The sequence below is a fragment of the Microbacterium sp. SORGH_AS_0969 genome (assembly GCF_030818255.1).
Lineage (GTDB): Bacteria > Actinomycetota > Actinomycetes > Actinomycetales > Microbacteriaceae > Microbacterium.
In genome coordinates, this window is record NZ_JAUTAG010000001.1 from 3,762,978 (window position 1) to 3,780,824 (window position 17,847).

Genomic DNA, 17,847 nt, shown 5'->3' on the forward strand with positions numbered 1-17,847 from the left:
GCGCCGGTAGACTCCCCTCAGTGACCACCACCCGCACCGAAGCCGCGTACCTGCGCTCGGTGACGGCGTTCAAGAACCCGACGCTCGACCTCCTGCACGGGCGTTTCGCGCCCTTCGTCGTCGCCGTCCTGTCGGTCGTCTTCACCCCCGATCGTCCGGCCGTCGCCGTCGCCGACGCGCACGTCGAGGTCGCCGAGGCGATCGACGAGTTGCGCGCCGCGGGATACGACACCGACGACGACCGCCGGATCCCTGCCGGGTCGGCGCGCGACATCTGTCGCGGGTGGGTGCGCGTGGGGTGGCTGGGGCTGCAGATCGAGGACGACGTCGAGGTCTACCGCCTCTCGGCGCACGCGGTCGGGGCGCTCGAGATCGCCGGGCGCGCGGGCGGCGGCCGGGCGCGGGTGTCGCGCTCGCGCGTGCGCACCCTGCTCGACGCGGTCGAGCGGCTCGCGCGCGACGCCGAGAGCGATCCCGCTCGCCGCCGCGAAGCCCTGCTCGAAGAGCGGGCGGCCCTGGATGCCGAGATCGCCGCCCTCGACGAGGGCATCGTCGAGCCGCTCGACGACGACCATCTGCTCGAGGAAGCCGAGAACGTCATCCACCTCGCGCGCGAGCTCCCCGCGGACTTCTCGCGCGTCGCGGAGTCGATCGCCGCGATGCAGCGCGACGTCGTCGCCGAACTCCGCCGCGACGTGCGCCCGACGGGTGAGGTGCTGCGGGAGTACCTGGAACGCGGCCGGCAGGTGATGCAGGCGACCCCCGAGGGCCGCGCGTTCCAGGGCGCGCTCCGCCTGATCGGCGACCCCGAGAACATCGACGACCTGACCGACCAGCTCCACGCCGTGCTCGCGCAGCCCTTCTCGCGGCTCATGACCCCGGAACAGCGCGGAGAACTGGATGCCATCGCCCGCCGCGTCGAAGCGGGTGTGCAGGAGGTGCTCACGGCGCAACGGCGCGCCTCGCACGTCATCACCGCCCAGGTGCGCACCCACGACCCGACCATCCGCGACCGCCAGGTCGACGACCTGCTGCGCGGCGTGATGGCGGGGCTGCACCGCTGGAGCCAGACCCGCTCCCCCGGCCGCGTCGAGCCGGTCCGGACCCTCCCGCTCGCCGACGTCGGGCATCTGCGCCAGTCGATCAGCGACGTCCGGCCTCCCGGGGCGCCCGAGCCCCTGGCATCCGAGACCCCCGATGTCGAGTTCGTCGACGCCGACACGCGTGCGTGGGGCGGGCCGCACTACGCCGAGCTCGAGGAGTACGTCGCGCGCCTGGGCGACGGCTTCGACCTCGCCGACGCCTTCGAGGGCGCGGATGCCGAGACCCGGCGCCCCGTCGACCTCGTGGGTCTGCTCGAGATCGTGCACCGCCGTGGTCTGACCGAGACCGACGACGTCTCGATCGTCGAGGCCGTGCGCCCCGACGGAACGACCCGGCGTTTCGCGTTCGGGGCGGTCCGGGCAGGAAACAGGAGAGAACAGGATGCCGATGAGTGACGTGAGCACCTCGAACGCACCGACGGCGGCTGCGACCGACCGAGGCGGCGACGGCGAGTTCGAGGCATCCACTCCCGCCTTCATCGCCCCCGTCGCGATGGAGAACGACCCCGACGCGCTCTTCGCCGGCGACCGCGGCACGCTCGACGCCGACGTGCGGCGCGTGCTCGTGCGGATCCTGCAGCGCCGGTTCCTGCTCGCCGAGAGCTCGCCCACCGAGTGGAAGCTGCTGCTCGAGCACCAGCAGATGATCGAGTCGCGCCTGAACGACCTGTTCGTGCGGCTGGTCGTCGACCACGCGCGCGGCGTGGCGTACAAGGAGCAGGTGCGCAGCGACGAGGTCGACGTGCCGATCCTGCTGAAGGACGAGGCCTACTCGCGCGCCGAGACGCTCGTGCTCGTGTACCTGCGGACGGTGTTCCAGCGCGAGACGACCGCGGGCACGGCATCCGCCCGCGTCGATGTCGAAGAGGTCGAACAGACCGTGCTCACGTACTTCAGCGAGACCGACGGCACCCGCGCGAGCCAGCAGCGCGCGGTGCGCACGGCGATCGCGCGCCTGGATCGCGAGGGGATCATCGAGGAGGAGTCCGAGGGGCGCTACCGCATCGGATCTCTTATTGAGGTGGTGCTGAGCGCAGAGGTCTTGCGGGAGCTTCAGCGCTGGCTCGACGAGCAAACTCAGGATGCCGAGGCACCGGCGGTGCGCGAGCGCGAGGTCGTGGCATCCGGGGCTTCCGAAGGAGACTCACTGTGACCATGCTCGAGACCCTCTTCGGACTCATCCCGGCTGCGTCCCGCGGTCAGCAGTGGGTCGCCGAAGACCTGCAGCTGATCAACTGGGGCGGCTACGACGGCACGCACCGGGTGCGCTTCGCGCCGACCGCGACGCTGCTGTGCGGCGGGTCGGGGTCGGGCAAGTCGACGCTCATGGACGCGTACGTCGCGCTCATGATGCCGCACACGACTCCCTTCAACGGCGCGTCGAACGGGGCTGTTGTGGGGCGTCCGCGCGGGCAGGAGCAGCGCAACATCCTGTCGTACGGGCGCGGGAAGCTCGACGAGTCGCGCACCGACGAGGGCACGAAGGTGCGGGTGCTGCGCGGCGACGGCGTCGACACGTGGACCGCGATCGCGATGACGTGGGCCGACCACGACGGCGCCCGGTTCACGGCGGTGCGCGCGTGGTACATCCCGGCGGCGGCGCGGACGCTCGACGACGCCGTGAAGGTGCGCGCGACCGTGCACGGCGCGTTCGACCTGCGTCAGCTCGAGCGAGCGGCGCAGAGCCACCTGTCGGATGCCGCGGTGCGGGCGACGGGACTCGACACCCTCGCGACCGACCGCGAGTTCTCGGCGCGGTTGCACGCCGTGCTCGGGATCGGCGCGGCGGGCGCGGGGACGAAGGCGATGAGCCTGCTCGCGCGTATTCAGGCGGGGCAGCAGATCACCACCGTCGACGACCTGTACAAGCGCATGGTGCTCGAAGAGCCCGAGACCCTCGCGGTCGCGGAGGCGGTCGTGTCGCACTTCGACGGACTCGAGTCGACGCGCACCCGCATGCTCGAGGCACGCCAGCAGGTGCGCGCGCTGCAGCCGATCCGCGGGATGAAGACGCGGATCGACGAGGCGGCGGAGCGGTTGCGCCTCATCGAGGCGCTCGGCCGGTTCAGCGACCCGGAGTCGCGCGCGTCGTTGTGGCGCGCGCAGCGGCGGGTCGACCTGCTCGGCGCGGTCGAAGACGAGCTGCGCGAGCGCACGCACGCCACCGATGCGCTGGTGCGCGAGCGGCAGGCGCTGGCCGACGCGGCCGAGGCCGAGCGCGAGGGGCTCGGCGACGTGCTGCGCGCGGCAGGCGGCGACCGGTTGGAGGCCGCCCAGCGGGAGCTCCGCGGTCTCGAGCGCCGCCTCGCCGGGATGAAGCGCGATCGTGAGCGGTTCGAGGCGGCACTGGCCGTGCTGTCGGTCGAGGTCACGACCGAGAAGCAGTTCACCGCCCTCGTCGACGAAGCCCGCCGCACCCTCGGAGACGCGGATGCCAAGAGCGCTGTGCGCGAGGCATTCGTCGCCGCCAGCAGCGCGCACACGGACGCTCGCCAGAAGCTCGCGGCGCTCGAGGCCGAGCACCGGCGCACGCAGACCCGCGACGACAACATCCCCCCGCGACTGCACGAGGCGCGCGAAGCACTGGCGGAGGCGGCGGGTCTCACCGCGGCCGAACTGCCCTTCGTCGCCGAGCTCGTCGACGTCCGCACCGAGTTCGAGCCGTGGCGCGGGGCGTTCACGCTGGCCCTCGGCGGTTTCGCGACGACCCTTCTCGTGGATGCCGCGCACCTGGCATCCTTCCGCTCCGCGATCGACGGCGTGCGCCTCTCGGAGCGTCTGCGGTTCGAGGGCGTGTCGACCGGGATGCCCGAGCCCACGGGTCTCGACCCCGCGACGCTCCCCGGGCGCCTGGAGTACCGCCGCTCCCCCTTCACGGGCTGGCTGCAGGACCGGCTCGAACAGCAGTTCGCGTTCGTGTGCGTGGACAGCGCCTCCGAGCTCACCGGGCATCGCATGGCGTTGACGATCTCGGGGCAGACGAGCCAGGGCGCTCGCGGGGCTCACGGTGGGTCTTCCCGCCACAGCATCCTCGGGTTCTCGAGCCGCGTGCGCCTCACCGAGCTGGGCGAGCAGATCGTCACCGTCCGCCGCGAGCTCACGGCCGCGAAAGCCGCGGTCGACGAGGCCGCCGCCGCGCTCGATGCGTTCGACGAGCGGCGGAGCGCTCTCGAGAAGATCGCGGACCTGTCGTGGGACCAGGTGGACGTGGCATCCGTCGAGCGCGACCTGGAGCGCTGGAACGAGACGATCGTCGAGATCACCGCCGGAAACCCGCGCATCGCCGAGCTGCAGGAGCAGATCTCGGGCGCGAAGGCCCGCGTCGCGCGACTGCGGGAGGAGATCGGCGGAGCAAAGACCGAGCAGCAGGCGCTCGCGGCGCGGTGGGCGGAGATCACGGACGATGTGGACAGCGCTCATGAGCGGCTCGAACGCGCAGAGGACGCCGAGATGGAGCTGTCGGCGGACGAAGCCGCGTACCTCGACGGGTTGTTCGTCGCCCCGTCGAACGATGCCTCGCCGTCGCAACTGCTCGCGCGCTTCGACGCCGCGCTGGAGTCCGCGTCGAAGCGTCTCCTCGAAGAACAGCGCACCGCGCAGGAGACCCTCGCGGATCAGCGCGAGAGCCTCCGGCGCACTCTCACCGCGTTCACCGACCGGTGGCCGAGTCCGAACCTGCTCGCCGATCCCGACGAGTCGCTCGGTGATTTCGAGCGGATCCTCGCCGACCTCGAGGCGAGCGGTCTGCACGAGCTCGAAGCGGAGTGGCGCGACTCGCTGCTGCGCCTGTCGGGCAACGACCTGACGAACCTCGATTCGGCGCTGACGCGCGCCCTGCGCGAGATCCGCGAACGCATCGCCCCGATCAACGACATCATGCAGGACCTGCCGTTCTACGACGACGAGCACCGGCTGCAGATCGTGCCGCGCGAGAACCAGTCGGAAGTCCGTCGCCGGTTCCGTCGCGAGCTGCGCGACGTGCGGGCCGCGATCGACGCCGCGTCATCGGACGAGGAGCGTGAGGCCGTGTACGGGCGGATGGCGCGACTGATCAACCGCATCCGGCCCACGGCTCCCGATTTCGCCGACCTCGTCGACGTGCGGAACCACGTGCGCGTGAGCGCCGAACGCTTCCGCGCCGACACGGGCGAGCACGTCGCCCTGTACGACCACATCGGCGAGAAGTCCGGTGGGGAGTCGCAGGAGCTCATCGCGTTCATCGTCGGCGCGGCCCTGCGGTACCAGCTCGGGGATGCCGGGGCCGAGCGCCCGCGGTATGCCCCGGTGTTCCTCGACGAGGCGCTCATCAAAGCCGACGCGCACTTCACCAAGCGTGCGATCGGCGCGTGGCGGGGCCTCGGGTTCCAGCTCGTCATCGGCGCGCCCAACGACAAGTACAGCGCGATCGAGCCGCACGTGGACGTCGAGTACGACATCCTCAAGGACACGCGGGGGCGGTCGTGGGCGAAGGCGAAGGTGGGGGTGGCGGCGGACGCGTGACGCTCGGGCCGGGCCTGCGGTCGCGGCCGAGAACGCGGGTCTGCCGGCGTGCTCACATCGTCATGAGCGTCGCCAGCGAGAGCAGATACCCCACGAGCAGCGAGACCACCCACGCCGTCGCGGCCGCGAAGTGCCAGTTCTGGCGTTCCTGCATTTCGAGACGGCGCGGGTCGTCCGCGGGCAAACTCCGAAGCGCTCGCTGGGTGAAGATGAACGCGGGGGCCGCAAGCGCGAGGATCACGACCGTCGCGATGAGCTGGAGAAGAAGCCCGTTCTCGCGCGGGCCGATTGCGACGCTCGCTCCGGCCGATGCGACGGCGCTCACGATATCGAGGGGGCCGCTCAGGGCGATGATGCCGATGGCGCCGACGACGACGATCACGGAACGGACGACCGCCTCCCCAGCCGTCGGCGCGGGGGAAGCACCCCCGCCCTGACGGCTCCACAGCTCGCGCCGGAGCCGTCGAAGGGCAAGGGGCCACACGATGACGCCGGTGATCGCGGCGAGGATCCACGCCAGCACCTGGGTCGACGACATCTCGAACCCCCACGCGTCGACGAGGAAGACGCCGCCGATCCACGCGAACAGTGCGGCCGGGATGCCGATGAAGACCACGAGGAGGGTGATGAGCAGCCGGGTGCGGCCCGGGAGCTGGTCGGGTCCGATGGCCCCGGTGCGGGCGGGGCGGGAATGGCCGGAAGGATGTGCCGCGCGCTGGGTGTCGCGCTCGAAGCTCATAGGGAAAGGGTAGCCAGTCGCTCTCGAGGGCAACCTCGTGGGAAGAGCCATGTCGGCGGTCTGATGAAGAATGTCCTCATGTCCGCCGTCGTCTCAACCCTCGAGCTCGCGCCATTGATGAAGCGCGACGTGGCGTGGCAACTCATCCGCGCCGACCTCGCGCCCGTGATCGCCGGCCTGCTCGGCACCCATCTCGGAGGACAGACGCGCCGGGTCGACGCCGAAGAGCTCTACGAGCGGCTCGACGACGATCTCGAACAGCTGCGTATGCACGGCCTGAGCCTGCCGCTCAGCGGACAGGGGTATTGCGCGCAGTGGCGAGCCGCCGGTTTCCTCCTTCGTCGCCCCGCAGTCGATGCGCGCGGCGAGACCCTCGAGCTGTCACCCGATGCCATTGCGGCGGTGCGCTTCCTTCAGGGACGCGCTGCTCCCCGATCCGCCGCAACGGAGTCACGGCTGGCGAGCATCGCCGCGCAAGTTCGCCGTCTTGCCATCGACACCGATCCCGACGCGGCTGCACGTATTTCGCTGCTCGAAGATGAGAAGGACGCGATCGACCGGCGCATCGCCGCCCTGCGCTCCGGCGACGACAGCACCCTCGATACCGACCGTGCGCTCGAGCGCACCCGCGACCTGTTGGCGCAGGCGGCCGACGTGCCCGACGACTTCGCCCGTGTGCGCACTGAGTTCGAGACGCTCAACACATCTCTTCGGGCACGGGTCGTCGAATCCGACGGTTCACAGGCGGCCGTGATCGACGAGGTCTTTCTCGGCATCGACCACATTGCCGACTCCGACGCCGGGCGCAGTTTCGCCGCCTTCTCGCGTCTCGTGCTCGACCCCGCGTTGAGCGCCGCGTTCGAATCCGACGTCCGCCGCGTCCTGGAGCGCGACTTCGCGCAACAGCTCACCCGCGACGAGCGGCACACCCTTCGCACTTTCCTCACGACGCTGAAAGCGCGTAGCGCCGAGATCCACGACGTCATCACGCTGTTCGCTCGTGCGCTCAGACGATACGTCCAGTCACAGGACTACCAGCGCGACCGCGTGCTGCGAGGGATGCTTCGAGAGGCGATGCACGCCGGCGTCGCCGCGTCCGCTGGGATCAAGCCGTGGCATCACACGCGCTTGCACCTCGATCTGTCGGCCGTCACGCTGTCGAGCGCCGCGACCGTCGATCTTCACGATCCGGCCGAGTTCACTGCCATCGACGTCATCGAGCACCACTCGGCCGAGATCGCCGACCTCGAGGAGTTGCGCGCGCTCGCCCGCGAGACCGAGATCGACTTCGACGAGCTGACACGTCACGTCAACGACGTGCTGGCAGAGAGCGATTCCTGCACCGTCGCCCAGGTTCTCGCGCGCTTTCCCGCCTCGCAAGGCGTCGGGAGCGTGGTCGGCCTCCTTTCTCTCGCCGCCGAGCAGGGAACCGTCGACAAGACCTATGAGGCGCTCACGTGGCGCGGCCTCGACGGAGTGGACCGCACAGCCGTCGTCGCGACGCATCGATTCACAGGGAGGCTCGTATGAGCACAACGGACATCGAAGACGCCGCCGAGACGGCGCCGTCCGTGGAGGTGTGGCCAGGCGACCCCGGTGAGTTGCCCGAGCGCACCCGGCGGGTGCTCCTTCGGCTGATCCGCGGCCCGTACCTCTCCGGCGCCCGAGAACCGCAGCTCTGGTCCGTCCTTCTCAGCGATGAGAGCGTGTTGCGTTCTCGCGTTGCCGAACTGTTCCTCGAACTCGTCATCGACCGCGACAACGAGTTCGCCTTCGTGCGCAACGCACCCGCCGAAGACGCTCCGAAGGCCGTCCGGTCGGAGCGGCTCACCTTTCTCGACACGGCGATGCTGCTGATACTCCGACAAACGCTGCTGAGCGAAGAGGGCCGAGGACGAGTCATCGTCGGGCAGAGCGAGATCTTCGAACAGTTGACGGTGTATCGCACACCCGACCGGGACGAGAAAGACTTCCTCAGCCGACTCAACTCGTCGTGGCACAAGATGCAGAACAAGCTGCGCGTGCTGCATCCGGTCGGCACCGACCGAGCCGAGATCTCACCGGTGCTCCGACTGATCGTCGATGCCGATCAGGTTCGCGCCATCACGGCAGAGTACCAACGGATCGCGGACGAAGACGGCTCAACCATCAGCCAACCCGACCGGGACGACATCGAGTCCGGCGACGCTGTCGATGAGGCTGAGGAGACAGACGAGTGACGACGATGACCTTCCCCGACGAGATAGCCGAAGATACGGAACCGACCGATCAATGGCGCTTGTCACGCGTCGAACTCGTCAACTGGGGCACCCTTCGCGGATTCGTCACGATCGACGTCGCGCGCCGAGGACATCTCTTCACCGGCGCGTCAGGATCGGGAAAGTCGTCGTTGCTGGATGCCATTGCCACCGTGCTCACCCCCGACAAATGGCTCCGGCTGAACGCTGCCGCCCAAGACGGGAACTCTCGTCTGAGCGACCGCAGTCTCATGAGCTACGTTCGCGGAGCGTGGACGAAGGAAGCACACGACAGCGCGGATCGCGCCACCACCACCTACCTCCGGCCGCGCGCCACCTGGAGCGGCATCCTGCTCCGATACGAGAACCCCGCCAGCGACCCTGTCACCCTCGCACGTGTGTTCCACGCGCCGGGTGCGAGAATTGAAGCGGGGGCTCTCAAAGACGCTCGACTCTTCATACGTGACGATGTCGACCTCATGGCGCTGAAGCCGCACGTCGAAGCAGGAATCGATGCACGACGCATGGCGAAAGCGTTCCCCGAAGCGCTCATCACGACGGGTGGGCGGCATGGGCGCTTCCACGATCGCATCGTGCGGCAGTTCGGCTTTCGCAGCGACGCCACGTTGCACCTTCTCCACAAGACCCAGTCAGCCAAGAACCTCGGCACGCTGGATGCCCTCTTCCGCGGATTCATGTTGGATGCGCCAGAGACATTCGCTCGCGCCGACAATGCGGTCGAACAGTTCGTCGAACTTGATCGAGCGCACGCGCACGTCGTCGATCTTCGCCGACAGGCGGATGCACTGCGCCGCATTGACGAGACCATCACCGCGTACGACTCCGCATCGGCGGAGGTCGCCCGCGCGGTGGGTCTGCTCGACGCCGTCGAACCGCACACCTCCGCGCTCAAGCTCCGGCTTGCTCGCGAGGCTCTGGGACCCGCGCGCGCGGGTCTGGCGCGTGTCGTTGCATCCCTCGGGGACGCCAAGAGGGAGCGCGACCTCGCGGCCGATGCCCTGGCTTCCGCTGACGCACGTGTGCGCGAGGAAGGGGGGACTCGGGTCGAGGTGCTTCAGATGCGCCTTGACGCTGCGATTCACCACGAACGAACCGTGGAGCGTCAACGTTCGCTCCTCGAAAGCGACCTCGCGCAGATCGGCGCTCCGGTTCCCGAAGACGCGGGGCAGTTCGCCGAACTGATCTCGGTCGCCGCGAGCGAAGCCGATCACAACATCCCCGCGGTCGCGCACGAGGTTCGGGATGCCGCCAGCGAGGCACGTAAAGCGCTCGCCCGGATCGACGACCAGCTCGCCGCACTCCGCGAGAATCGCAGCAATATCGACCCCCGGCTTCTCGGCGCGCGCAGATATCTCGCGCACACGCTCGGGGTGCCCGAGTCGAGTCTGCCGTTCGTGGCTGAGCTCGTGTCAGTGGCGCCCGAGCACGCGGCCTGGCGCGGCGCCATCGAACGCGCCCTGGCGCCAGTTGCGACCACGATGCTCGTCGGCGACGAACGGCTGGCCGAGGTGCGACGAGCGGTGAACACGAGGTACCTCGGCGTGCGTCTCGTCATCGAAGCCGTACCGCCGTCCGTCGAGGAACCCCGCCGTCCGCGGGAACCGAGGTCGCTCGTCCACCGAGTCGTCGTCGCTGACACCGCGTTTCGCACCTTCGTGCTCCGCCGCATCGTCACCGACTTCGACTACGCGTGCGTCGACCACCCCGACGATCTCGACGGCGTGCAGCTCGGTGTGACCATCGTCGGTCTACTCAAACGCTCGTCTCGTCGGTATGAGAAAGACGATCGCTCCTCCGTCGACGATCCCGCGCGCTGGGTGCTCGGCGGAGACACCGAGGCACGGCTCGATGCGCTGCTGAGCCAGCGCCGCGACGCGACAGAGGCGATGAAGACGGCGACAGCCGCAGACGCTCGCGCCGACGCCGCGCGTGAGGCCGCTCTCGCTCGACGCGAGGTCTTCCGCCGAGTGAGCGGCCACGCGTGGGAACACATCGATGTCGCGGGAGCTGCCGCGCTCGCGGCTGCTCGCCGGGCGGAGCTCGACGCCCTGACGGCGGCCTCGTCCTCGCTGAGCGCGGCGCAGGAGACGCGAGATCGAGAAGCGGCGCGACTCGAGACGGCGACGGCCGAGTTCGAAAGGCTGCTCCGCGCCGAGGGCAGCGCGCGCGATGCGCTCGATCGGCTGGAGGGCCAGCTCGCCGATCTCGAACGCTCGTCTCCTCCACCCGTAGACGAGAAGTCAACCGGCGTTCTCGACGAGCGGTTTCGAGCGGCGCGGCGATCGCTCACGCTGGACACGATTGATGAGGTCGCCCGCGCTGTGCAGACCGCACTCGCTCGAGAGAAGGACGCCGCGACGCGACGCGAGAGCGATGCGGCGGCATCCTTCGCCGGGCGGGCGGCCCAGTTTCACGCGAAGTGGGCTGCAGCGGCCGCGGAGCTCACGACCGAGATCGGTGATCGGTACGGCTACCGGGAACTTCTGGAAGGGATTCTCGCCCGCGGACTGCCCGAGAAGGAAGGCGAGTTCCGGCGTCTGCTCCGCGAGAGAACCCGTGATGTCGTCGCTCACCTTCTCGCTGATCTCCGCGATGCGCCGGGACTCGTGCGGGAGCGGACCCTCCCCGTCAATGCCTCCCTCGGACGCTCTCCCTTCGAGGGAACCGACCGTTTTCTCGAGATCGACGTGCGAACGAGTCGCACACCCGAGGTCGAGGAGTTCCTCGCCGATCTTCGCCGCGTCGTCGAGGGCAACTGGGCCGACGAGTCGACCACGGGAGCCGAGGAGCGATTCGCCGTTCTGCAGCGTGTGATCGGTCGCCTCGGTTCCAAGGACCGCGTGGACCTCGACTGGCGTGCCCGGGTGCTGGACACCCGGTTGCACGTCTCCTTCCTCGCCCGCGAGAAAGATCCGACTGGTCGCGTCGTTCGTGTGTACGACTCTGCGGAGGGGCTCTCCGGCGGGCAGAGGCAGAAGCTCGTCATCTTCTGCCTCGCTGCGGCCCTTCGGTATCAGCTCACGGACGACGAGTCCGATGTTCCGCGATTCGGCTCGATCGTTCTCGATGAGGCCTTCGACAAAGCCGACAGCCGGTACACCCGCAATGCGATGAATGTTTTCCGCGCGTTCGGCTTCCATATGATTCTCGCGACTCCGCAGAAGCTTCTGCAGACGCTCGAACCATACGTCGGGGCGATCACCGCCGTCTCGAATCCGGAACGCAACAGCACACGCCTGGCGAATGTCGTCTTCAACGAGGCCCCCCAGGGCGGGACGGCCATCGCCGAAGAGGGTGACCGGCCATGACCTCTCCCGTGTCGGTATCCGGTGCCCGCGATCGAGCTCGCCGACTGTACGACCGTGACGCGCGCGACTGGGCAGCGACCGGGCGCGCCGACGTCGTTCTCGACATGCCGTTGCATCCGCCGACCGAGCGGGCCGCGCTCGCCGATCTCGATTCAGCGCGGCTCTGGGTAGACGACTGGCGGCAATGCGAGAGGTCGTCGACGGTCACCGTGTCGTGGAGCACGCGCGTATGGTCGCGCGTGGGCTCACAGTCGGTTCCTGATCGGCTTCGGGTCGAAGGACCGAGCGCGATCGCGATGTTCGCTGGGAGGAAGAGCGACTGGACACGACTGTCCGGGCGTCTCGGAGTACTGCGTGATCTCGTCGGATCCGCGTCCGCCTCGACACTCAGGTCACACGCACGCGACATCGATTCGCTGGACGACGCAGACTTCGCGCGGTTGACGGATGTCGTGACGTGGCTGCGCCTGCATCCCGTGTCCGGACGACGCGTACGGGAACTGCCGATCCGAGGCATTCATACGAAATGGATCGAGAGGCGCCGATCGCTTCTCGAAGCGCTCCACCGCTCCGGAACCGGGGAGAGCGGACTCGGTCTGCACGAGCCGGAGCCACTCGTGCGCATGAGAGTTCTCGACCCCACGCTCGCCGTCGGCGGACTCACCGATGTCTCGGCTCCGGTCAGTGATCTCGCCAAGCTCGATCTGCGGCCCGAACGGATCTTCGTGTTCGAGAACCTGGCGACGGTGCTGGCGATGCCGCCCGTCGCCGGCGCGGTCGTCCTTCACGGCGGGGGCCACCGTGTCGAGCCCGTCGCCCACCTACCGTGGGCTCGCACGGTGACGTACTGGGGTGACCTCGATTCGCACGGGTTCGCCATTTTGCATCGGCTACGTGCGCACGGGGTGACAGCGACGTCGATACTGATGGACACCGACACCCTGCTGGCTCACCAGGACATGTGGGGTTCCGATGCCGAACCGAACGTCTCGGTTCTCTCGCTCCTTACCCCCGACGAGAGCTCGACACTACGCATTCTCAGCAGCGCCGGCAACGTCCGACTCGAGCAAGAGAGAATCCCCTGGGACTACGCCATTGAGGCCCTGACCAACGGCCCGTCACGTTCGTAACAAGCATTTGGGAGAGCCTGAGCGAGCGGGTTTGGCTTCGTCTTTCTGGAGGCTCCACCCTCGGGCGACGGAAGGCACCCGATGGCTGCAGTCATGTGCGTGACGGCGAGGCCTGACTCGCTCGCTCCCGCATCAACAAGCGAGGAATGACGGCGTTCTCTATGTCGACCGGCAACCGGGCACGCGTCGGCGTGATACCGCCGCGTGGAACGTCAGCGCGCTGAGGAGTCGACGAGGCGAGCAAACGTGGCGATTTAAGGTCCGAATTACTGTTCTCTCGCCGCCGGGTGGCAAGGCGAAGGACCTCAGAACCAGCCCTCGTCCTACGGGATGCCGTCGGCCCACTTGCACGCATCGGACCATCAGAAGGGCGGCGGGTCTTCGGCGACCTCGGCACCCAGCGGAGACGTCCACCGCATCTCGCCCGTGTCGGGGTCGCGGGACGGGGCCCACCGCGACTCGTGCCGCAGACGATGGTGATGTCGGCACTCGGGGGCGAGATTCTCGTCGTCGGTCGCGCCGCCCTCGCTCCACGCGGTCAGGTGATCGAGGTCGCAGTCGCGAGCGGGCCGACCGCACCCGGGGAACACACACGTCGGCGAGGTGACGCCCAACCATCTCCGCAACGCGGTGGGAACGCGATACGTCGATCGGTCGAGCGCGACCGGTGCACCCGTGAGCGGGTGGGTGAGAACGCGTACCCACGAGCTCGCCTCGCCGGCGAGGCGACGAGCGGTGTCGAGGTCGATCGGGCCGTAGCCGTCGAGCGTCGCGGGCTCGGCGCCCGCGCCGAGCAGCGTGAGCGCGGGAACGGTCACGACGACGCCGGGCCGACGATCCGGGCGCGCGATGGGTGGGAACGTCGTCGTCGGTGAGCCGTGGACGGACGCGGAGCGAACTGCGCTGGGTGTCGAGATGCGGGAGACCGTGGGAGCGTCCGCGGCAGGCGCAGAACCACCGGCGGACAGAGAACCACCGGCAGACGGGGCACCCGCCGTGGTCGGGGCACCGGCCGTGAGCAGATCCGCGACAGCGTCCGCGCGCAGCTGCGCGAGAGTGCGCTCTTCGTCGGGCGCGACGCGAAGGTGACGCGCGATACGGTCGACACGCGTCAGAGCGTCGTAGGCCCGATCCGCCGGGAGCAGGGCAGTCAAGGTCGCCATGCCGTCGAGCTCGGGACTCACCCACACCCCGCGATCGCGAGCCGCCCGGCGATGACGGGCCTCGATCGACTCGCTGTGCACCCGCTCTCGAAGCGCTCGAGCCGCAGCCGTGAAGCGCGCGGGCGGAAGCCGGAGCGCACGATCGAGAGCGCCCTCGTCGAACGCGCGCCACGATTCGTGATGCTCGGGCGGGGTCGACGTGGTGCCGTCGGCCGCGTCCGCGGTCTCGTCGGGGAGCATCGTGACGCCTTCGAGGAGCCCGTCACCTGCACCTCCGTCACCAGGATCTCCGCCAGGGGGTGCACCGTCGCTGGAGAAACGGTCGCCTTGGTGCAACGGATCGCCCGGGCCCTCGGCATCCGGAACCTGCACATCAGCGCCGGTCGACGACGCGTCGCAGGGTTCTGCGGGCAGCGACGTCGCCAACCGGGCCGCCTCAACCGCGTGCCGCTCGGAGAGCAGGCCGTCTGAGAAGGCGTTCCACACCTCGGGGCATCGGGTCTGAAGCATCTCGGCGTGGGCCGCTCGCGTGCGAACGGTCTGCTCGGACAGCCGGAGGCGCGTAGCGATCTCGGCGACGGCGGCACGCTCCGCCATGTCGCGCCGGTCGCGACGCACGGCGGCGACCGAGCGCCGCCGGGGGTCGCTCCACTCGAGGTCGAGCGTCGGGTCGGGACCGACCCACGGAACCGGATCTTGCCGCGCCGCTCGCGAGAGCGTGGCGATCAGACGGTACTCCGCGGCCGTAGCGCGGTGGCGTTGGCGGGCCTGGCGCTTCAGTTCGTCGAGGAGCTCGGTGGGGCTGAGGTCGTCCCGCCCCGCGTCCGATCCGCGGTCGAGACCGTCGAGGTCGCCCGATCCTGTGGTCCGGACCGCACCGGAAAAGGGATCAGGATCGAACAGACCCTGTTCGATCGCCCACGCGGAGTGAGCGTCGGCGAGCAGGTCGTCGTCGCTCGGCCACGGCACGCCCCACGGCGAGACGACCGAGCTCGGCCGGTCGTTTGCGGGTGCCGTGACGTCCATGATGCAACGCTAGCGAGGGGGTCCGACATCGGCCGGGCGCCCGGATTCGAGCGCGCCCGAGGTCGTCGAAGGAGCGGATGCCGACGGCTCGCGCTCCGAGCATCACGCACGAAGCGGATGCCGACAACAAGCCAAACCCCACCACCCACGCCGCACCGACACCGAACATCGATGCCGCTGACACACCCCACCCCGGTCACACCGCGCCGCGCGGGGCTCCCACCGCGGGGCCGGATCCCTCGTTCCCTCAGCTGGCCCCATGAAACTGCTCGGCGCTGTGCTCCTCCGAGCGGGTATCCCCCTCGTCACCATGACCACGATCGGCATCGCACTCCTCGCCCAGGGGAAGCCCGACGACGGACGCGCGACGCTCGCGGTCGGCGTCATCGCGGCCGCCGTGTCGGGGGCGTCCGTGATCTACCAGGTCGAGACGTGGAGCATGCGCACGCAGACCCTCGTGCATTTCCTGGTCATGACCGTGACGGTGCTGCCCGCGCTGCTGCTGAGCGGGTGGTTCCCGCTCGACACCGGGTGGCACTACCTCGGCGTGGTCGCGGTGTTCTTCGGGACCGGCATCCTGCTCTGGGCGTTCTTCTTCGTGCTTTTCACGAAGATCCTGCCGAGGCGCCGCACCCCGCCGGCGTCCACCTAGACGGGAGCCCGTGCCGGCGCTTCGCCCGCGCGCCTCACGCGGGAACGAGAACCTCCCCCTCGGCCACGGCAGACGTCTCACGGTCGCGAACCGCGAGCACCTCGCCCAGCACCCGCTCCCCCACGCTCGGGTCCGCCGCCACCCGCGCGGCCAGCGCCCGCACATGCACGACGACGCGAGTCGCCGCGAGCGCCGAACAGGGGTGCAGCGCGCGGTCCACGGCATCCAGAATCCCGAGGAGACGCTCGTCGTGGCACCGGTCGTCCGACGCGGCGATCCACTCGAGCACGTCGGCGATGGTCCAATCCGGGGTCAGTGGACTGACAAATGCGGATTCGGGAGAGTCGAAGCGGGTCATTGGCCCACAATCGGGGTTTATGACCCTCGTTGACAGAGCCACTTCCGGTCTGGTGGACCATCGCACAGCCATTGTCTCGGCGGAGCGCCTGGCGGTTCGGCTCGGGCGCTGGGCGACGACCGACGCGACCCTGAGCGCCAGCCTCGCCGAGGCGATCGCTCGCCTGGTCCGCGAGGGTGAGCTCCGCGGCGGCGACCGCCTTCCGTCCGAGCGGACGCTCGCCGCCACCATCGCCGTCTCACGCGGAACCGTGGTCAGCGCCTACGCGCGCCTGTACGACGAGGGCATCCTCGACCGTCGCCAGGGCAGCGGAACGCGCGTCGCCGGCGCCGCTCCCCTCGCCGCGCGCCAAGCAGCCGGGCGCGGCGAGGCGCTCTACGCGACCCTGCCGTCGAGTATCAACCTGCTGCGTGCGGTGCCCGCGATCTCGCCGCGCGCGGTCGGCATCGTCCAGCGTCATCGACCCGTGCTCGACGCCACGACCGTCGAGGCCGACCCCGCGGGGCTCCCGGATCTGCGCGCCGCGATCGCCCTCGCGATGACCGAAGACGGGACCCCGACGACACCGGCGCAGGTGCTTGTGACGCACGGGGGGCAACAGGCCCTCAGCCTGCTCGTCGACGAGGTCGTCTCCCCCGGCGACACCGTGCTCACCGAGGAGGTCGCCTGGCCCGGACTCACGGATGCCGTACGCCGACGCGGCGGCCACGTCCACGGCATCCGGCTCACTCCCGACGGGATCGACGTCGAGGCGCTCGAGATGGCGATCGTGGTGCGTCGCCCCGTGCTCATCGCCCTGAACCCCCACAACCACAACCCGACCGGGATGCAGACGAGTCCGGCCGTCCGTCAGCGGGTCGCCGACCTCGCCGCCGATCACGGCGTGACCGTGGTCGAGGACCGGGTGCTCGCGCACGTGTCGTTCGACGGCATCACGCCGCCGTCGCTGGCGGCCCTCCGGCCCGACGCACCGATCATCGTCGTCGAATCACTGTCGAAGTGGGCGTGGGAGGGGCTGCGGGTCGGATGGCTGCGCGCAGACCCGGTGCTCGTGCGGCGACTGCGCGGCCTCCGCCAGAGCACCGATCTCTCGACCAGTGTTCCCGCGCAGATGCTGGCCCTCGACCTGCTCGCCGAGGCTCCCGCCCTGCGCCGCGACGTCGCGACGGTGCACCGTGACGCCGCCGTCACGACGGGGCGGCTGCTCCAGGCGCATCTCCCCGACTGGCGGTGGCGACCTCCGCGCGGCGGACTGTGCATCTGGGCGCAGCTGCCCGCGGGCTCCGCGGCGGCCTTCTCCCGCCACGCGGCCGGGTTCGGGGTCTCGGTCGCGGGATCGGCGCAGTTCACCTCGGATATGGATGCCGACGACCACATCCGCCTCCCGGTGACCCCGGAAGCGCACGTGCTCGAGGCCGGCCTGCAACGGCTCGGCGAGGCATGGCGGGCGTACGGGGCGTCGCTGTCGCGGGAGGTCTCCTGAGGGCGTCTCCGAAACGGCCGTGGACGTCACCGAGCGTCCGCGGGGAGAACGCCTTCGTGGGCGGTGACGGGAAATCTTCTGCACGCGGGCCCCGTCCCGTCCTGCACAGGAGGCCCGGACGCGATGC

12 protein-coding genes are annotated in these 17,847 nt (G+C 69.6%); 9 read left to right on the forward strand and 3 right to left on the reverse strand.

What is annotated here, in order from left to right; genetic code table 11:
• Window positions 1–20: 20 nt before the first annotated feature.
• Genes QE388_RS17660 through QE388_RS17670 form a run of 3 tightly spaced genes read left to right on the forward strand, consistent with a single transcriptional unit; the run spans window position 21 to window position 5,603 of the window.
• On the forward strand, window positions 21–1,499 hold the full coding sequence (locus tag QE388_RS17660; protein WP_307386820.1) for a DUF3375 domain-containing protein: 1,479 nt from the start codon (window positions 21–23) through the stop codon (window positions 1,497–1,499).
• Window positions 1,492–2,256, forward strand: a complete 765-nt coding sequence (locus tag QE388_RS17665; protein ID WP_373426629.1) for a DUF4194 domain-containing protein — start codon at window positions 1,492–1,494, stop codon at window positions 2,254–2,256. The genes QE388_RS17660 and QE388_RS17665 overlap by 8 nt, the downstream gene beginning before the upstream one ends.
• Window positions 2,253–5,603 (forward strand): ATP-binding protein, encoded by a 3,351-nt coding sequence (locus QE388_RS17670; protein ID WP_307386822.1) that lies wholly within the window; start codon window positions 2,253–2,255, stop codon window positions 5,601–5,603. The genes QE388_RS17665 and QE388_RS17670 overlap by 4 nt, the downstream gene beginning before the upstream one ends.
• Before the next feature lie 52 nt (window positions 5,604–5,655).
• Here QE388_RS17670 and QE388_RS17675 read toward each other — a convergent pair whose 3' ends face one another.
• The gene (locus QE388_RS17675) at window positions 5,656–6,342 is read right to left on the reverse strand and encodes a hypothetical protein (protein ID WP_307386824.1); all 687 of its coding nucleotides are present in this window, start codon (window positions 6,340–6,342) and stop codon (window positions 5,656–5,658) included.
• Window positions 6,343–6,420: 78 nt separating this feature from the next.
• Between QE388_RS17675 and QE388_RS17680 the strand changes: the two genes are divergently transcribed.
• From QE388_RS17680 to QE388_RS17695, 4 genes are read left to right on the forward strand one after another with little or no spacing between them, the layout of a single operon-like run.
• Window positions 6,421–7,872 (forward strand): DUF3375 domain-containing protein, encoded by a 1,452-nt coding sequence (locus QE388_RS17680; RefSeq protein WP_307386827.1) that lies wholly within the window; start codon window positions 6,421–6,423, stop codon window positions 7,870–7,872.
• A complete protein-coding gene (locus QE388_RS17685; protein ID WP_275800147.1) occupies window positions 7,869–8,561 on the forward strand; it encodes a DUF4194 domain-containing protein in 693 nt (230 codons plus the stop codon). Before QE388_RS17680 ends, QE388_RS17685 begins: the two co-directional genes overlap by 4 nt.
• Before the next feature lie 5 nt (window positions 8,562–8,566).
• Entirely contained in the window at window positions 8,567–11,908 is a 3,342-nt protein-coding gene (locus QE388_RS17690) for an ATP-binding protein (protein ID WP_307387177.1), read from the forward strand.
• The gene (locus QE388_RS17695; RefSeq protein ID WP_275800145.1) at window positions 11,905–13,038 is read left to right on the forward strand and encodes a Wadjet anti-phage system protein JetD domain-containing protein; all 1,134 of its coding nucleotides are present in this window, start codon (window positions 11,905–11,907) and stop codon (window positions 13,036–13,038) included. Before QE388_RS17690 ends, QE388_RS17695 begins: the two co-directional genes overlap by 4 nt.
• A 362-nt stretch (window positions 13,039–13,400) precedes the next feature.
• On the opposite strand, the gene QE388_RS17700 is transcribed toward QE388_RS17695, so the two are convergent.
• The gene (locus QE388_RS17700; RefSeq protein WP_307386830.1) at window positions 13,401–15,227 is read right to left on the reverse strand and encodes an HNH endonuclease signature motif containing protein; all 1,827 of its coding nucleotides are present in this window, start codon (window positions 15,225–15,227) and stop codon (window positions 13,401–13,403) included.
• 259 nt (window positions 15,228–15,486) lie between these two features.
• Between QE388_RS17700 and QE388_RS17705 the strand changes: the two genes are divergently transcribed.
• Window positions 15,487–15,879, forward strand: a complete 393-nt coding sequence (locus QE388_RS17705) for a DUF3021 domain-containing protein (RefSeq protein ID WP_307386832.1) — start codon at window positions 15,487–15,489, stop codon at window positions 15,877–15,879.
• 34 nt (window positions 15,880–15,913) lie between these two features.
• Here QE388_RS17705 and QE388_RS17710 read toward each other — a convergent pair whose 3' ends face one another.
• Entirely contained in the window at window positions 15,914–16,237 is a 324-nt protein-coding gene (locus QE388_RS17710; RefSeq protein WP_307386833.1) for a hypothetical protein, read from the reverse strand.
• A 19-nt stretch (window positions 16,238–16,256) separates the two neighbouring features.
• Here QE388_RS17710 and QE388_RS17715 point away from each other — a divergent pair, with 19 nt between their 5' ends.
• Window positions 16,257–17,720 carry a PLP-dependent aminotransferase family protein gene (locus tag QE388_RS17715; RefSeq protein ID WP_307386835.1) on the forward strand — a complete coding sequence of 488 codons (1,464 nt, stop codon included), beginning with the start codon at window positions 16,257–16,259 and terminating at the stop codon, window positions 17,718–17,720.
• The last annotated feature ends 127 nt before the right edge of the window (window positions 17,721–17,847 follow it).

Bases quoted from the DNA above. Each gene is read 5' to 3' on its own strand.
- QE388_RS17705 (WP_307386832.1), top strand. From the start codon at position 15,487: ATGAAACTGCTCGGCGCTGTGCTCCTCCGAGCGGGTATCCCCCTCGTC.
- QE388_RS17675 (WP_307386824.1), bottom strand. From the start codon at position 6,342: ATGAGCTTCGAGCGCGACACCCAGCGCGCGGCACATCCTTCCGGCCAT.
- QE388_RS17715 (WP_307386835.1), top strand. From the start codon at position 16,257: ATGACCCTCGTTGACAGAGCCACTTCCGGTCTGGTGGACCATCGCACA.
- QE388_RS17680 (WP_307386827.1), top strand. From the start codon at position 6,421: ATGTCCGCCGTCGTCTCAACCCTCGAGCTCGCGCCATTGATGAAGCGC.
- QE388_RS17665 (WP_373426629.1), top strand. From the start codon at position 1,492: ATGAGTGACGTGAGCACCTCGAACGCACCGACGGCGGCTGCGACCGAC.
- QE388_RS17695 (WP_275800145.1), top strand. From the start codon at position 11,905: ATGACCTCTCCCGTGTCGGTATCCGGTGCCCGCGATCGAGCTCGCCGA.
- QE388_RS17700 (WP_307386830.1), bottom strand. From the start codon at position 15,227: ATGGACGTCACGGCACCCGCAAACGACCGGCCGAGCTCGGTCGTCTCG.
- QE388_RS17690 (WP_307387177.1), top strand. From the start codon at position 8,567: ATGACCTTCCCCGACGAGATAGCCGAAGATACGGAACCGACCGATCAA.
- QE388_RS17710 (WP_307386833.1), bottom strand. From the start codon at position 16,237: ATGACCCGCTTCGACTCTCCCGAATCCGCATTTGTCAGTCCACTGACC.
- QE388_RS17685 (WP_275800147.1), top strand. From the start codon at position 7,869: ATGAGCACAACGGACATCGAAGACGCCGCCGAGACGGCGCCGTCCGTG.